This is a genomic window from Bradyrhizobium sp. 26S5 (assembly GCF_036923295.1).
GTDB classification, from domain to species: domain Bacteria; phylum Pseudomonadota; class Alphaproteobacteria; order Rhizobiales; family Xanthobacteraceae; genus Bradyrhizobium; species Bradyrhizobium septentrionale.
This window is the reverse complement of the sequence record NZ_CP145948.1, coordinates 2,882,408-2,897,892: the sequence shown is the minus strand read 5'-3', so window position 1 is coordinate 2,897,892 and position 15,485 is coordinate 2,882,408. Positions and strand designations below refer to the sequence as shown.

Below are 15,485 nucleotides of genomic sequence, written 5' to 3'. Positions count from 1 at the left end.
GGGCCGTCTTGCCTTTTACTCAAAGGCAGATTGGACCCGATCTTGCATAGCCCTGTCACGGGCTGGAACGAGGGCGCTTGTTGAAGGTCTTATTCGTCACGACGGAGATGGACGATTTCGTCCGCGTGGGCGGGCTTGCCGCCGTTTCCGCTGCACTTCCCCGGGCGCTCCGCCTATGGAGCGACGTCAGGATTATGCTTCCCGGCTACCGGGACGTGGTCGAGCAATTCACTCACATTGAAATCGTTGGACAATGCCCTGCGCTTGCCGAGATGCCCGCCTGCACGCTCGGGCGCTCATCGACCAAGGACGGCATGCCGGTCTACGTGCTGCTATGCCCGCAACTGTACGACCGGCCGGGCAATCCCTACGGCGATGAGTCCGGCCGCGACTGGCCGGACAACGACATCCGGTTCGGCCGCTTTGCCTCCGCCGCTGCCGAACTTGCAGCTGGAACGCTGGACAAGAATTGGGCAGCCGACCTCGTTCACGCCAACGACTGGCAGGCCGCGCTCACACCGGCCTACCTTGCATGGCGTCAGCTGCGGATTCCGTCGATCCTGACCATCCACAATCTCGCCTATCAGGGCCTGTTTCCGAAGGACTCGCTGCGGCGGATCGGCGCACCGGAAAGCTCCTTCCACATCGACGGGCTGGAGTTCTACGACAAGCTCTCCTTCCTCAAGGGCGGCCTCGTCTACGCCTCGCATTTGACCACGGTGAGCGCGACCTATGCGAAGGAGATCACGACCGCGGAGCTCGGCTGCGGGCTGGAGGGCGTGCTGCGCGTCCGCTCCGACGCCGACCAGCTGACCGGCATCCTGAACGGCATCGACGAGAGCTGGGACCCGCGTCATTGCGCGCAGCTGGCGCAGCCGTTCGGCGCCGGCGACTGGAAGGGCAAGCAGGCCAACGCCGATTATGTGCGCCGGCAGTTCGGGCTTGCGGTCTCACGCGGGCCGATCTTCGGCCTGGTTGCGCGGCTCGTGCATCAGAAGGGCGTCGACCTCGTGCTGTCGGCCGCCGATCAGATCATCAGGGATGGCGGCCAGATCGTGGTCACCGGCAGTGGCGAGCCCGCCCTCGAGGACGCGCTGGTTGCCGCACACCGGCGCCGCCCGGACGCGATCGGCGTCATCATCGGCTTCAACGACGCGCAGGCGCGCCGGATCTTCGCCGGCAGCGATTTCACCCTGATGCCGTCGCGCTTCGAGCCCTGCGGTCTCAGCCAGATGTATGCGCAGCGCTTCGGCTCGCTGCCGATCGGCCACCAGACCGGCGGCCTTGCCGAAACCATCGCCGACGGCGAGACCGGCTTCCTGTTCCCGCAGCCGTCGGCGGAATCCTTCCTCGGCGGGGTCAGGCGCGCCTTCGACGCCTATCGCGCCAAGGACCGCCTCAACGCCATGCGCTCCAGCGCGATGGCCAAGTCCTACAGCTGGGACCTGTCGGCCGCCTGCTACAGCGCGCTGTACAAGAGGCTGGTCATGCTGCGGGCGGCGGCTTAGGCCGCCCGCCTCGCAGGCTTGTGACATCAAGCCCATCTGGGATCCCAGCAGCCCAGTAACAATCGCTTCATTGCAGCGAACCTTTCATGCGATCACGTCGCCCTATGGCTGCCCGCCTTGGCGAAGGCGCGTGACGAAATTGCGAATGATGGACTTTTGGCCAAACGCGATTGCGATGGAGGAACATCATGGACGTCAACGAGGAGCGCCTCAATTTATTCATGGGAAAGATGATCGGCGATGTCGGCGCGGCGATGAACGCCTCGCTGATGCTGCTGGGAGACAAGCTCGGGCTCTACAAGGCTCTCGCGCAGCAAGGACCAATGAATGCCGCGGCGCTCGCCAAGGCAACCGGAACGGCCGAGCGCTACGTTCAGGAATGGCTCTCGGCGCAGGCCGCCTCCGGCTACATCGAATACGACAAGGCGTCCGGAAAATTCTCGATGCTGCCCGAGCAGGCGCTCGCGCTCGCCGACGAGGAGAGCCCGGTGTTCCTCGGTGCCGTCGGAAGCCTGGTCGGCGCGACCTTCCTCGACGAGCCGAAAATTACCGACGCGTTCAAGACCGGCAAGGGCGTCGGCTGGAACAAGCGCAGCGAGTGCCTGTTCTGCGGCACCGCCCGCTTCTTCCGCACCAGCTACAAGCACTATCTGGTCCAGGAATGGCTGCCGGCGCTCGAGGGCGTCGTCGACAAGCTGAAGAAAGGTGCCGTCGTCGCCGACGTCGGCTGCGGCCACGGCGTCTCGACGCGGTTGATGGCGGAGGCGTTTCCGAAGTCCACCTTCTACGGCTTCGACTATCACGACGGCTCGATCCAGGCAGCGCTGATGTCGGCGAAGGAGGCGGGATTGTCGGAGCGCGTCCATTTCGAAACGCATTCCGCCAAGACATTCCCGGCCAAGGGGTATGACCTGGTCTGCTTCTTCGACTGCCTGCACGACATGGGCGATCCGGTCGGCGCCCTCAAGCACACCCGCTCCACCCTCGCCAATGACGGCACCTGCCTTTTGATCGAGCCATTCGCCAACGACCGGCTGGAGGACAACCTCAATCCGATCGGACGCGTCTACTACGCCGCCTCGACGATGATCTGCACCCCTGCCTCGCTGGACCAGGAGGTCGGGCTTGCGCTCGGCGCCCAAGCCGGAGAGGCAAGACTGCGCGAGGTGGCGCGCCAGGGTGGCTTCTCCCGCTTCCGCCGCGCGGCGGAAACGCCGTTCAATTTGATCCTGGAAGCTCGCCCGTAACGCGGAGGCTATCCTACCGCGCAGTTGGACGGCGGCATCACGCCGCCGTCCCATGCACACAGGGTTAGTCGGATTCCTCGGCTGGCGTCCTACGCCGTCGGCGCCCTGCTACCAGTCCTGTTGCGATTGCCAGTAGGGCTGGCCGCCGCGCCGGCGCGGATTGGCGGCTTGAGGATTGCCATAAATCTGAGGATTGCCGTACTGCGGATTGCCGTACTGCGGATTGCTGTATTGGCGGCTGCCGTACTGGGGCACGCCGTATTGGGTGCCGGATTGGGGATTCCAGCTGCGCTGATAGAAGAAGCCGAAACCGTCCTCGTTGCTCGCAACCATGTCGTCGGGCATCATGGGCCGGGTGGGCTTGCGCGTGATGAAACCGCCCTGCGGCTGGTTGCTCAGCACGGCGACGAATTCGGTGCGGTAGTTGGTCTCGCTGCTCAGCGGCTCGTCCGAGATGATGATCGAAGACCGCGGCACCACGGTCGGCGCGATGCGATCCAGCACGTCCTGCGGGATGGTGACGCGGTCGAGCGCATCCTTGGCGTTGTCGCCCTCGTCGATCGTCACCTCGGTCCAGCGCAGGCCGGTGTCGTTACGCGCCATCGCCGTGAAGATATGCGTGCCGATCGGCCTGTCCGGATCGCGGATCGTGACGGGAACCTCGATGCTTGAATCGAACACCTCGCCGCCATCAGCCCACGGCTTGTGGGTGTTGCGGCGGACGTAGAGCTTCTGCGTCGCGCGGCTGATGTAGACCGAGACCGGCTCGAGTGCGAGCTTCGCCTCGGTCGCCGCCTTCGCGGTGTCGGCCTTCTTGGTCTCGGCCGCCTTGGCGGCGTCCTTTGCGGCTGCCGCGGCGTCGAGCTTCGGCTTGGCGTCGCCCTGGGCCGCTTCGAACTGCGTGGTCGCTTCCGCGGCCCTGGCGGCGGCCTTCTGTTTCAGATCCTCGGCGCGCGCCCGGGTCTGATCGGTCTTGGCATTAGCGAGCGTCTTGTCGGCGAACGCAACCTCGGCATCGGCACGAGTCTTGGCCTTTTCCAGTTTGCGCAGTGACGCAGGCGTGAACAGTGCAGCTTCCTTTGTCGCGGCCGTGGAGGCCTTCTTCGCCTCGTCGGCCGCCTTCGCGGCATCCGCGGCCTCGCGAGCAAGCGTCTGGGCGCGCGCCGGAGCAGCCGCGATGGCTTGCGCGTTCGGCACGAACAGCGCCGGGTGGGTGAAATCGACCGGCGCCGGATCGTTCGGCGCGATGATCACCCGCATCCCGATTCGCGTCCTGTCGAACAGCTTCTCGGCGAAATCGTAGGGCATCCGCACGCAGCCATGCGAGGCCGCATATCCCGGCAGCGGCCCGCCATGCAGCGCGATGCCGTTCCAGGTGATGCGCTGCATGTTCGGCATCCAGGCATCGTCATAGAGGGTCGAGTGGTGGTCCTTGTCCTTTTCAAGAAGCGCAAAGACGCCGGCCGGCGTCTCGCGGCCCTTGACGCCGCTCGACACCGGCGCGCGGTAGATCCAGCCGTCGGCGTCGTAGAAGGTGACCTTCTGGGCCTTGATCGACACGATCGCCATGATCGGCTCGCCCGCGGTGCGCGGCGCGGTTGCCTCGACGGTTGGCTCGGGACGCTGCTGCTTCGCAGCGGCGCCACCGGTCAGTGCCGCAAATGTGACCATCGCCGCGAAGGTCACAAAGGCGGGATGCCCCCAACGCCGCATCGCTCCGGTGGTCTGCGCCGTCGTCGTTCGATTTACCATGCCATTCCTCGGTCGAAATGCCTGCTCGCGCTGCGTCGATCCGTACCAGATCGCGATTTTGGATTGATTAATCCGGCGGAGCATCGGCGCGTTCCAGCAGCAAATCACTCATATATGACGGCGCATGCAGGAGGAAGGGTGCGGCACGGCAAAACCGCCCCATCGTCGCCGATATCCCTGGTCTGGAAGGTATCGGCGCATGGCGCCGCGGCCGCGCCCCACCGTCATGCCGTCCGCCGCGTCTCCGGCATCACCAGCCAGATCACGAACAGCCCGAACCCGGCAACGCCGGCCAGGCCCATGAAGGCCGTGCTGCTGCCGAGCTTGTCGCTGACATAGCCGGCCAGCACCGTGCTGAGCGAGGCGCCGATGCCGACCGCGGTGCCGACAATGCCCTGCGCCAGGTTGAAATGGCCGCTGCCGAACGCGACGTCGGCCACGATCAGCGGCACCATCACGCTGAAGATCGCCGCGGTGATGCCGTCGAAGATCTGCACCGCAACCAGCAGATAGGGATCGCGCACCGTCGCGAACAGCAGGCCGCGGATCACCAGCGAGGCGAACGCGATCAGGAGCAGCGGCCGGCGGCCCCAGGCCTGAGCCTTGCGGCCGACCGAGGGCGAGCACAACGCGACGATCGCCTGCGGCACAATGATGCAGGCGGCGATCAGGACCGGCGCCCATTGGCTCGACCGCGTCGTGACCACGCCCGCCATCAGCGGCAGCATCGCGGCATTGGCGAGCTGGAACAGCATCATCGCGCCGGCAAAGATCAGCAGCGACCGCTGCCGCACCAGGCCGACGACGCTGGTGGCGCGCTTGTCCGGAACCTCGCGCTTCACCTCACCATGGGCCTGCGCGATGTCGATCTCGCGCTCGCGGATCCGCACCAGCGACAACAGGGTCGGGATCACCAGGATGAAGGTGACGAGGAACACCGAGCGGCTCGACAGGAAGTAGCCGCAGGCGCCCATCAGCGCCGCGGCCGAGCCGCTGCCGAGCGAGGCGAAGCGTGCGTTGCGGCCGAGCCGCTCGCCGATCGCAAGCGGTCCGACCAGCCCGAGGCTGATCGCGGCGATCGCCGGACCGAGCACGCAGCTTGCGAGCGCGTGCAATGTCGCGGCGAGCGTCACCACGGGAAAGATCGGCCACAGCGCGTAGGCCAGCGCGCTGGCGCCGATCGCGGCCACCGCACAGCCGGCCACCACCCGCTCCGAGCGTGCCGCATCGACGATCGCTCCACCGGGCATCTGGCCGAGCAGGCCGATGATACCGCCGATCGAAAGCACGAACCCGATCTCGACCTGGGTCCATTTCTGCGTCGTCAGATAGACCGCGATGAACGGGCCGAAGCCGGTCTGCACGTCGGCCAGAAAGAAGATGAACCAGTCGAGCCCGCGTTGGCTTTCGCGCGACGGCGTGCGCGATTCCTCGGGACTGGGCTGATCGGGGACACGCGGCACAATTTTGGTGCCGCCGGCTGATCGCTCGCCACGACCGTCGCCAACCGTCTCGAAGGAAGAGTTCGGACGCGCGACCAGCTCGAGCCCCCTAATGTTCGTAATCCCATGGATGGAGACTGCCGGCCGCGCCCAGCACGATCAGCGGCGTATCTTCCTTGTATTCCGGCGCAGCGCTCACCTGCTGCTTGTTCAGGTCCAGCGTGATGCTGTCGCTCTTGCTGGAAACGCCGGCGAAACGCAGGGCGTTCCAGTCGACCACGATCTTGCGGCTGCCGACGCCGAGGAACCCGCCGAAATCGATCACGGCGGCCCGGACCTTGCCGTCGCGATCGACGATGACGTCGACGATGCGGCCCATGTCCTCATTGGCGGAGCTGCGCACATCGCGCCCGAGAATGCCGTGCGCATCGCGCGCGCCGATCACGGTGACCGACGGCGGCGGCGAAGGCTCCTTCGACGGCTCTTTGGCCTGCTCCTTCGGTACCACAGGAGCCGCTGGCGGCGTCTGGGCTGCCGGCGGCGTCTCATCGTCGGCGGCGCGGACACCAGCGAATGTCAGCAGCGCGGCTGCGACCAGCATGAGCATGAACCTCGGACCCATGTACCTCTCCCCGCGATTTCCTGGCGCGCGCGTGCCGTGTGACGACGCTCAATGCGTCAGCACGATCGACACCTGGATCTGGCCGCGCGTGCGCAACACTTCGAGTGACACTTCGTCGCCGTGGCGGCGCAGCCTCAAATCGACGCTGGACGCACCGAGCCTGAGGTCGCGCAACACCACGTCGTTGAGGAATTCCGGCAGCCGCGGATCGCGCAGGCGGATCTCGCCGCGCGTGGTATCGAATTCGAGGCCCAGCGCCGCCTCCAGCAGCGTGAACGGCGTCGCGCTCGCCCAGGCCTGCGGCGCGCAAGCCACCGGATAAAGCACCGGGCCGCGCCGGCGCTCGCGGCGGAAGCCGCAGAACAGCTCCGGCAGCCGCCGCAGCTCCATATAGCTCGCGGCGTCGAACAGGCCCTTGAACAGATGCGCGACCGAATGCTTGAGGCCGTATCGGGCCAATCCGAGCGCGATCAGCGCATTGTCATGCGGCCAGATCGAACCGTCGTGATAGGACATCGGGTTGTAGCGCGCTTCGCCCGCGGCAACGGTGCGGATGCCCCAGCCCGAGAAGAATTTCTGGCTCATCAGGTCGGCAGCGACCCGTCGCGCGCGGTCCTCGCGCACCATGCCGGAAAACAAGGTTTGTCCGGCATTGGACGTGCGCACCTTGCATTGCCGCTTGGCGCCGTCGAGCGCAAGCGCATAGGTACCGAGCTCCTCGCACCAGAACGCCGCCTCAAACCGCTCGCGCAGCCGCTCGGCCTCGGCTTCCAGCTTTGCGGCCTTGTCGGCAAAGCCAAGCTTGCGCGCCGCACGGGCGGCAAGCTGCTTGCCCGCGAACACATAGGCCTGCACTTCGCACAGCGCGATATTGCCTTCGGCAAGCGTTCCGTCGGCATGGAAGATGGCGTCGAAGGAATCCTTCCAGCCTTGGTTCCGAAGGCCATCGTCGGTCGCGCGCTGGTACTCGACGAAACCGTCGCGGTCGGGATCGCCCGGGCCGTCGATCCATTGCAAGCCGGCCTCGACTGCCGGCCACAGCTCGCGCAGCGTCTCCACATCGCCAGTGCGCTCCAGGTAGAGCCCGGCGAGCAGCACGAACAGCGGGGTCGAATCGACGCTGCCGTAATAATGCGCGAACGGCACCTCACGAAGCGCGGCCATCTCGCCGCCGCGCATCTCGTGCAGGATCTTGCCCGGCGCAGCATCGGCCAGCGGATCGACCGTCTTGGCCTGAAACAGCGCGAGCCGCTTCAGCACGCCTTTGGCGATCCTGGGATCGAGCCACAGCATCTGCAGCGCGGTGATCAGTCCGTCACGGCCGAATGTCGTCGAATACCAGGGAATGCCGGCATACGGGTAACGGCCCTGCGGCGTCTCCGTCATCAGCATGTTGAGGTCGGCCATCGCCTGGCAAAGCACCTCGTTGAAGATGTTGTTCGAGGTCTCGATGCTGGCCGCACCGGCCGTTGAATTCCGCATCTCGCGGCGGTGCGCCAGGAGCCCGCGGAAGAACGGCACCGGCTTCTGCATGATCGGCTTGTTGCAGGAGACCGCGACGAACAGCGAGGTGACGTGCCCGGGTTCGAGCTCGAAATGATAGGTCGCCGCATTGACCGACAGCCGCGTCGGCCGCGGATCGAAATGCAGTGCGGTGATCCGCGACTGCTCGTCGAGCCCGCAATATTCCAGCACGACGTCGGTCGGCCCCAATAGCTTGCTCGAGCCGATGCCACGCCTCGGCCGGCGCTCGCCACGCACCTCGAACAGATCGGCGAAATCATTGTCGAACAACAGGGTGAGATCGAAGCTCGCGGTATGATCGCCGTGGTTCTGCAGGCCGATGCGCTGATAGAACGTGCCGCGCCACAGGAAGATCGAGCGGACGATGTGCAGCGTGTCTTTCTGCAGCGTCAGGCGGTCGTCGCGATAGACGTCGGAATTGGTGAGGTCGACCGTCAGCGCCGAATTGTCGTCGCGCATGTTGGAGCCGAGCAGAAGCGGCTGCACGTCCTCCAGCACCATTTCCAGCCGCGCGAGGTAGCGCGTGTCGGCGTTGAACAGGCCGTCCGGCCCGCCGGCCGATGCGCCGATATCGCCATGGCTGTCGAGCACGATGAAGGTGTCGTCATGCTTGAGCGAGCGCCGCGGCCGCGCCGCGGGCCCGGTCATCGGAATGTAGAACGGCGATTCGGCGACGTGCTCAGTGATGCGAGCAGTGATGATCTGCGTAACGACGTCAGCTGCCATCTGAACCTCTGGCGACTTCTATTGCCGTTTTCCTGACTCGAACGAACGCACCGGAACGCAAGAACAGGCCTGATGACGCGGGGTCAGGCCGCGCTGGTGGACAGGCGGCCCATTTCGCGCGCGACCAGGTCGCGGTAGGGGCCCCTTCCCTTCACGAGGATATCGGGCGGACCATCCTCGACGATGCGGCCGCCCTGCAGCACGAGCACGCGGTCGAAGCTGCGCAGCGTCGCGAGGCGGTGCGCGATCGCCACCACCGTACGCCCGCGCATCAGCCGCGACAACGCCTCGCGGATCGCCTCCTCGGAATCCGCATCGAGCGCCGCGGTGGCTTCGTCGAGCAGCAGGATCGGCGCGTCCTTCAGGAAGGCGCGCGCGATCGCGATCCGCTGGCGCTGGCCGCCGGAGACCTTGACGCCGCGATCGCCGACGATGGTGTTCATGCCCTCGGGCAGGGTTTCGATGAAATCGCAGCGCGCCGCGATCGCCGCCCGCAGCACCTCGTCGTCGGTGGCATCGGGCCGGCCGTAGCGGATGTTCTCCAGGATCGAACGGTGGAACAGGGAGATGTCCTGCGGCACCACCGAGATCGCCGCGCGCAGGCTCTGCTGGGTGACGCGCGAGATGTCCTGGCCGTCGACCGTGATGTTGCCCTGCTCGACGTCGTAGAAGCGCTGCAGAAGGGTAAACAATGTTGACTTGCCACCACCGGACTGGCCGACCAGGCCGACGCGCTGGCCGGGCTGGATGCGCAGGCTGAAGCGATCGAACACCTGAAGTCCGCCGGGATAGCGGAACCCGACATTGTTGAAGGCGATCGCCGCGCCGCTCTTCACCAGCGCTTCGGCTTCCGGATGGTCCTTCAGCTCGTGCGGCTGCAGCAGCGTCGCCAGCGCCTCGGTGAGCCGGGCGACATGCTGGGTGACGTCGACCAGCGCAACGGCGAGATCGCGGGTGGCGCTGAGGATCGAGATGCCGAGCGTGCAGACCAGCACGACGTCGCCGGTGGTCGCCGCGCCCTGCTGCCAGAGCGAGAGGGCCCAGGCCAGCATCGCGATCGTCAGGATCACGGTCACGCCGGCGTGAAAAAGGCGAAGCTTCTCAAGGTAGCGCAGGGAACGGCCGCGCGCGACGAGTTCCCGATTGACGGTCGCGTCGAAGCGGTCGTGCTCGTAGCCGAGGCCGCAGAACGCGCGCACCAGCGGCAAATTGTTGATGACATCGACCATTTCGCCGTCGACGGCCGCGGCTCTGTTGGCGAAATCGTCATGCAGCGGCCGGCCGGCGGCCGCCAAGCGGAACATGATCGCCACCATGGTTCCTGCGATCAGGATCAGCACTGCTGACATTGTCACGCTGACGGTTCCAACCAGGGTGATGGCCGCGAAGGTCGCGATGCAAGGCGGCAACACGTTCCATACGAACATGTTCTCGACCGTGAACACCGCGTTCGACGTCGCCGTGATCCGGCTGGTCAGCATGCCCGGCAGCCGATCCGTGAAATAGCTCGGCGCGTGGCCGGTGAGATGGCGGAACATGTCGCGGCGAAGATCGCCGGTGACGCTGACAAAGGTGTAACTCGCGGTCCAGCTCGCGATCCGCCACATGAAGTTGTCGGCGGCGATCAGCGACATGAGCAAAGCGAATGCCAGCCATACGCCATTCGCGGCCGACGGCCCCGCCGACAAGGCGTCGACCAGGTTCTTGACGCCGTATTGCGTGCCTACCGAGCAGGCAACCGCCGCGACGACCGCCGACAGAATGACGACATGCGACGGGAGCCTTCGGCGCAGATAGCGCAGCACGAAGGGAAAGGGGCGATGCGCATAGCCTGACAGATGGTCCATGACGTCCTGCAAAACCTGTTGAGGGTGAACGAGAAATTTTTAGTCGAAACTCTCGTGCACGATGACGTGAAGAGCAGCGGCGGGGTTCCTTGATGCAGCCATCACTGCGCAACAATTTTGCAACGCTGGCGTCGGCAAAAACGTGTTGGAGCGTGATGGCATCAGCAAGACCACAGTGTGATGGAAGAAAGAAGCGGGAATTCACCCACCCATAAGGAACCTCGCACGTGCGAGAACGTTCCCGTCTTCGGCATGTCAGTGCCATCACAGGGCTGAGGGGTCTGGTTCATCCCACACTACAAAACAGGAGACGGAGAAATGCGCATCGCGCAGGTTGCCCCGCTGACGGAGGCTGTTCCCCCGAAACTCTACGGCGGCACCGAACGGGTCGTGCACTGGCTGACCGAAGAACTTGTAACACTTGGACATGACGTGACGTTGTTTGCCAGTGGGGATTCACAAACCTCCGCGAAGCTCGATGCGACCTGGCCGAAGGCACTGCGCCTCGACGGCTCCGTCCGCGATCCCAATGCGCTGCACATGGTGATGCTGGAACGCGTCCGGCAGAAAGCCGACGACGACGAGTTCGATTTTCTGCACTTCCATCTCGACTATTATCCGTGGTCGTTGTTCGCGCGGCAGCCAACGCCGTTCGTCACCACGCTGCACGGCCGGCTCGACCTGCCGGAACACCAGCCCGTCTTCAACACTTTCTCCAAAATCCCGGTGATCTCGATCTCCAACGCGCAGCGGCGGCCGGTGCCGCAGGCGCATTGGGTGCGCACCATCCATCACGGCCTGCCCGAAAATTTGCTGACGCCGCAACCGGTCAAGCCATCCTATCTCGCCGTGCTCGGGCGCATCGCGCCGGAGAAAGGCGTCGATCGCGCGATCAAGATCGCAACCCGCTGCGGCATTCCGCTGAAGATCGCGGCCAAGGTCGATCGCGCCGACCAGGAATATTATGACGAGCTGATCAAGCCTTTGATCACGAGCAATCCGCTGGTCGAGTTCATCGGCGAGATCAGCGATCGCGAGAAACCGGATTTTCTCAGCGGCGCGATCGGGCTCCTGGTTCCGATCGACTGGCCGGAACCGTTCGGCCTCGTGATGATCGAAGCCATGGCCTGCGGCACGCCGGTCATCGCCTATAACCGCGGCTCGGTGCCCGAGATTATCGAGGATGGCCTGACCGGCTTCATCGTCGAGGACGAGATCAGCGCGATCTCCTCCGTCGGCCGCCTTGCGACGCTCAATCGCGACGCGATCCGCAAGCAGTTCGAGACCCGCTTCACCGCGCGCCGGATGGCGCTGGACTATCTCGCCGCCTATCGCGGCCTGATGGAAGCCAAGGCGCGCTTCAAGCTGGTGTCGAGCGCGGAGTAGGAGTTGCAGCGGCCGATCGAATGATCCGGCGGGCCGGCCGGCACCACCGTGCCGGTCCGTCGGGTCATTCGATTGTCAATAATACCGCCGTAACCGGCGACAACTCCCGCGCAGCGAAGCCATCCACATGCGCGCGCCGCGCGATTGCTGCGACGCACCAGTCGTGACAGCTTTCCCCATGCGCTCGGCCGATATCGCCTTTGCGATTGCCGAATTACGTGCTCTTATGCGTCCTGCTTGAGCAAAAAATAATAAGCGAGCGGACGGGACAACCGTGCCGCGGTCGCGCAGGGGGAACGCCATGACAGGGGACCGCAAGCCGTCGGCCATTAATAATGCCGCGCCGGCCAAAGCCTCGCAGAACAAGCTGAACCGCCGCAAATTCCTGGTCAAAACCGGCGGCGTGCTCGCGGCCGGCGCGTTCGGCGCCGTTCCACTGCGGGGCTGGGCCGCCGACCCGATCAATATCGGGGCGCTCTATCCGACCACCGGCAGCATGGCGCAGATCGGCACTGGCTGCGTCGCCGCGGCCAAACTCGCGGTCGACATGGTCAACGAGGCCGGCGGCATCAGGTCGCTCGGCGGCGCCAAGCTCAACCTGATCGTCTCGGACGTGCAGAGCGACACCACGGTGACACGCACCGAGACCGACCGCCTGATATCAGGCAACAAGCTGTCGGCGATCCATGGCTGCTACGCCAGCGCGCTGACCTTGATCGCGAGCGAGGTCTGCGAGCGCGCCAAGGTTCCGATCATATCAGGATCGAGCTCCGACCAGCTCAACAAGGGCCGCACCTACACCTTCACGCCGTTCGCGCGCGCCTCGCAATTCGCCAAGGCACAGTTGCAGATGGCCAAGCTGGTCAGCGAGCAGGCCAAGGTCGCCGTCATCTTCGAGAACACCGCGTTCGGCACCTCGACCTCGAACGGGCTGAAGGAACTGGCGCCGGGCGAAGGCGTCGAGATCGTGATGTTCGAGCCCTACTCGGCCGGCTTCACCGATGCGAGCCCGCTGATCAACAAGGTCAAGGCCTCCGGCGCCAACACGCTGTTCTCGCTGTCCTATCTCAACGACCTTATCCTGATCGTCCGCACCGTGAAGCAGGTCGGGCTCAACATCGCGATCAATGGCGGCTCCGGCGGCTTCGTGATGCCGGACTTCTACAAGAATGTCGGCAAGGCAGCCGAAGGCCTGCAGGGCGTCGCGCACTGGAACCACGACGTCAACGACGACGCGCAAAAGGTCAACGCCGAATTCAAGAAGCGCACCGGCGAGTTCGCCTTCGAATATGCCGGCGGCCTCGTCGCGCAGACCTTCATGCTGGCCGACGCGCTGGAGCGCGCCGCCTCCGCCGATCCCAAGAAGGTGCGCGAGGCGCTCTCGACGCTCGACGTCTCCTCGGGCTTTGCCGCGATGGCGCCGGGCGGCAAGGTGAAGTTCGGCCCCGACGGCAAGAACGTCTATGGCCGTCCAGTCGGCGTGCAGTGGCAGAACGCCGACCTCGCCAGCATCTTCCCCAAGGAAGACGCCCGCGCCCCGCTGATCAAGACCTGAGCCGCGGTAGTATCGCATGTGGGAGACACTGGCCCAGGCCGTGATCAACGGCCTGCTCATCGGCGGCATCTACGCGCTTGTCAGCATCGGCGTCACGCTGATCTTCGGCGTGGTCAAGATCGTCAATTTCGCCCAGGGCGAGTTCGTGATGATCGGGATGTATATCTCGTTCTTCCTCGCCACCCAGTTCGGCATCGATCCGCTGGTTTCGCTTGTGGTCTCGATGCCGGTTCTGTTCCTCGCCGGCGTCCTGATCCAGCACTTCCTGATCCGCAGGGTGCTCGGACCGAACGACATGCCGCAGATCTTCCTGACCTTCGCGCTGTCGCTGCTGCTGCTCAATCTCTCGCTGATGCTCTTCACCGCGAATTACCGTACGGTCCATACGTCCTATTCGGATGAAGCGTTCCACATCGGCGGACTTTATATCCCGGTCGCAAAACTGATCGCCTTTGCGGTCGCGATGGCGCTGAGCGGCCTGCTCTGGGTCTTCCTGCACACCACCGACCTCGGCCGCGCGATGCGCGCGGCCTCGCAGAACCGCGACGTCGCGATGCTGATGGGGATCAACCCGAACCGCGTGTTCGCGGTCGCGTTCGGCACCGCACTTGCGCTCGCCGGTGCGGCCGGCTCGCTGCTGATGCCGTTCTATTCGGCCTATCCATTCGTCGGCCAGGTGTTCGTGCTGATGGCATTCGTCGCCGTCGTGATGGGCACGCTCGGCAATGTGATGGGCGCGCTGGTCGCGAGCCTGATGATGGGTGTCGCGGAATCGCTCGGCATCCAGTTCGTCGGCGCCGATTCCGGCCTGATCGTGGTGTTCGCGCTGCTGCTGCTGACGCTCGCCTTCAGGCCGAGCGGCCTTGGCGCCAGGAGGGGCCGCTGATGCAGACGTCCGGCAACATGAAATGGCTGTGGCTGGCGATCGGGGCCGTCGTCATGCTCGCTTTGCCCCAGTTCGTCACTTCGTCGTTCGCAATCGACATCTTCATCCGCATCCTGCTGTTCTCCTTCATCGGCGTCGCCTGGAATCTGATGGGCGGCTATGCCAAGCAGTTGTCGCTCGGGCACGCCGCCTATTTCGGGCTCGGCGCCTACACCTCGACGATCATGCAGGTGAACTACGGCATCTCGCCCTGGATCGGAATGATCGCGGGCGGCGTGGTGGCGATGCTGGCGAGCCTGCCGATCGGCTGGCTCTGCTTCCGCCTGCGCGGCCCCTATTTCACCATCGCGACGATCGCGACCGCCCAGGTGCTGATGTTGATCTTCCTGAAATTCCGCGATTTCGCCTGGGGCGCCGAAGGCACCACGATCCCGAACCTCGGCAGCGCGCCGCTGATGATGCAGTTCGAGGAGAAGTCGTCCTATTACTACGTCGTGCTCGGGCTGCTCGTCGTCGGCCTCTGGATCACCCACAGAATCGAGAAATCCTGGATCGGCTACTACCTCGTCGCAATCGGCGAGGACGAGGACGCGGCTGAGGCGATCGGCGTCAACGCGCCGAAGGTAAAGCGCGACATCTACATGATCAGCGCGTTCCTGACCGCGCTCGCCGGCACCTTCTACACCCAATACATCTACTTCATCGATCCCGCGACCGCGTTCTCCTTCAGCGTCTCGATCGAGGCGGCGCTGGTGTCGATCGTCGGCGGCATCGGCACGCTGTGGGGTCCGGTGATCGGCACCGTGCTGCTGGAGACCACCTCGGCGCTGCTGCAGAGCTGGCTCGGCAGCTCGGTGGGCGGCATCCAGCTCACGGTCTACAGCCTGATCCTGATGGCCGTGATCCTGTGGCGGCCGACCGGGCTGATCGGGTTTGCGACCGACATCTATCACCGCACCATCCGGCGCAAGCCGGCGCGGGCCTGAGGTC

General features: G+C 65.1%; 11 protein-coding genes. 6 read left to right on the top strand and 5 right to left on the bottom strand.

All coding sequences use genetic code 11. From position 1 onward, the window contains the following. The first annotated feature begins 80 nt into the window (after positions 1 to 80). Both glgA and V5279_RS13445 read left to right on the top strand, forming a co-directional pair. Entirely contained in the window at positions 81 to 1,508 is a 1,428-nt protein-coding gene (glgA, locus tag V5279_RS13450) for a glycogen synthase GlgA (protein WP_338698006.1), read from the top strand. 188 nt (positions 1,509 to 1,696) lie between these two features. After that, positions 1,697 to 2,755, top strand: coding sequence for a class I SAM-dependent methyltransferase (locus V5279_RS13445; RefSeq protein WP_338698004.1), 1,059 nt, complete (start codon positions 1,697 to 1,699; stop codon positions 2,753 to 2,755). A gap of 108 nt (positions 2,756 to 2,863) precedes the next feature. Here V5279_RS13445 and V5279_RS13440 read toward each other — a convergent pair whose 3' ends face one another. The 5 genes from V5279_RS13440 to V5279_RS13420 all read right to left on the bottom strand — a co-directional run bounded on the left by V5279_RS13440 (position 2,864) and on the right by V5279_RS13420 (position 10,668). Further along, positions 2,864 to 4,507: a L,D-transpeptidase gene (locus V5279_RS13440; RefSeq protein ID WP_338698002.1), complete on the bottom strand. Its 1,644-nt coding sequence runs from the start codon at positions 4,505 to 4,507 to the stop codon at positions 2,864 to 2,866. 224 nt (positions 4,508 to 4,731) lie between these two features. Beyond that, on the bottom strand, positions 4,732 to 5,970 hold the full coding sequence (locus V5279_RS13435; protein WP_338698000.1) for an MFS transporter: 1,239 nt from the start codon (positions 5,968 to 5,970) through the stop codon (positions 4,732 to 4,734). A gap of 88 nt (positions 5,971 to 6,058) precedes the next feature. Next, complete coding sequence (locus V5279_RS13430; RefSeq protein WP_224741510.1) at positions 6,059 to 6,571, bottom strand: PRC-barrel domain-containing protein; 513 nt, start codon at positions 6,569 to 6,571, stop codon at positions 6,059 to 6,061. A 48-nt stretch (positions 6,572 to 6,619) separates the two neighbouring features. Further along, positions 6,620 to 8,821: an amylo-alpha-1,6-glucosidase gene (locus V5279_RS13425; protein ID WP_338697997.1), complete on the bottom strand. Its 2,202-nt coding sequence runs from the start codon at positions 8,819 to 8,821 to the stop codon at positions 6,620 to 6,622. An 83-nt stretch (positions 8,822 to 8,904) separates the two neighbouring features. After that, positions 8,905 to 10,668, bottom strand: a complete 1,764-nt coding sequence (locus V5279_RS13420) for an ABC transporter ATP-binding protein (protein WP_338697995.1) — start codon at positions 10,666 to 10,668, stop codon at positions 8,905 to 8,907. 318 nt (positions 10,669 to 10,986) lie between these two features. Between V5279_RS13420 and V5279_RS13415 the strand changes: the two genes are divergently transcribed. The 4 genes from V5279_RS13415 to V5279_RS13400 all read left to right on the top strand — a co-directional run bounded on the left by V5279_RS13415 (position 10,987) and on the right by V5279_RS13400 (position 15,481). After that, complete coding sequence (locus V5279_RS13415) at positions 10,987 to 12,054, top strand: glycosyltransferase family 4 protein (protein ID WP_338697993.1); 1,068 nt, start codon at positions 10,987 to 10,989, stop codon at positions 12,052 to 12,054. 301 nt (positions 12,055 to 12,355) lie between these two features. After that, positions 12,356 to 13,609 (top strand): ABC transporter substrate-binding protein, encoded by a 1,254-nt coding sequence (locus tag V5279_RS13410; RefSeq protein WP_338697991.1) that lies wholly within the window; start codon positions 12,356 to 12,358, stop codon positions 13,607 to 13,609. Between the two features lie 16 nt (positions 13,610 to 13,625). Then, on the top strand, positions 13,626 to 14,495 hold the full coding sequence (locus V5279_RS13405) for a branched-chain amino acid ABC transporter permease (RefSeq protein WP_166297911.1): 870 nt from the start codon (positions 13,626 to 13,628) through the stop codon (positions 14,493 to 14,495). Further along, positions 14,495 to 15,481 (top strand): branched-chain amino acid ABC transporter permease, encoded by a 987-nt coding sequence (locus V5279_RS13400; RefSeq protein WP_338697988.1) that lies wholly within the window; start codon positions 14,495 to 14,497, stop codon positions 15,479 to 15,481. Before V5279_RS13405 ends, V5279_RS13400 begins: the two co-directional genes overlap by 1 nt. Positions 15,482 to 15,485: the final 4 nt, after the last annotated feature.

Coding starts and splice junctions, on each gene's coding strand:
- V5279_RS13425 (WP_338697997.1), bottom strand. CDS start 8,821: ATGGCAGCTGACGTCGTTACGCAGATCATCACTGCTCGCATCACTGAG.
- V5279_RS13440 (WP_338698002.1), bottom strand. CDS start 4,507: ATGGTAAATCGAACGACGACGGCGCAGACCACCGGAGCGATGCGGCGT.
- V5279_RS13400 (WP_338697988.1), top strand. CDS start 14,495: ATGCAGACGTCCGGCAACATGAAATGGCTGTGGCTGGCGATCGGGGCC.
- V5279_RS13415 (WP_338697993.1), top strand. CDS start 10,987: ATGCGCATCGCGCAGGTTGCCCCGCTGACGGAGGCTGTTCCCCCGAAA.
- V5279_RS13405 (WP_166297911.1), top strand. CDS start 13,626: ATGTGGGAGACACTGGCCCAGGCCGTGATCAACGGCCTGCTCATCGGC.
- V5279_RS13430 (WP_224741510.1), bottom strand. CDS start 6,571: ATGGGTCCGAGGTTCATGCTCATGCTGGTCGCAGCCGCGCTGCTGACA.
- V5279_RS13420 (WP_338697995.1), bottom strand. CDS start 10,668: ATGGACCATCTGTCAGGCTATGCGCATCGCCCCTTTCCCTTCGTGCTG.
- V5279_RS13410 (WP_338697991.1), top strand. CDS start 12,356: ATGACAGGGGACCGCAAGCCGTCGGCCATTAATAATGCCGCGCCGGCC.
- V5279_RS13445 (WP_338698004.1), top strand. CDS start 1,697: ATGGACGTCAACGAGGAGCGCCTCAATTTATTCATGGGAAAGATGATC.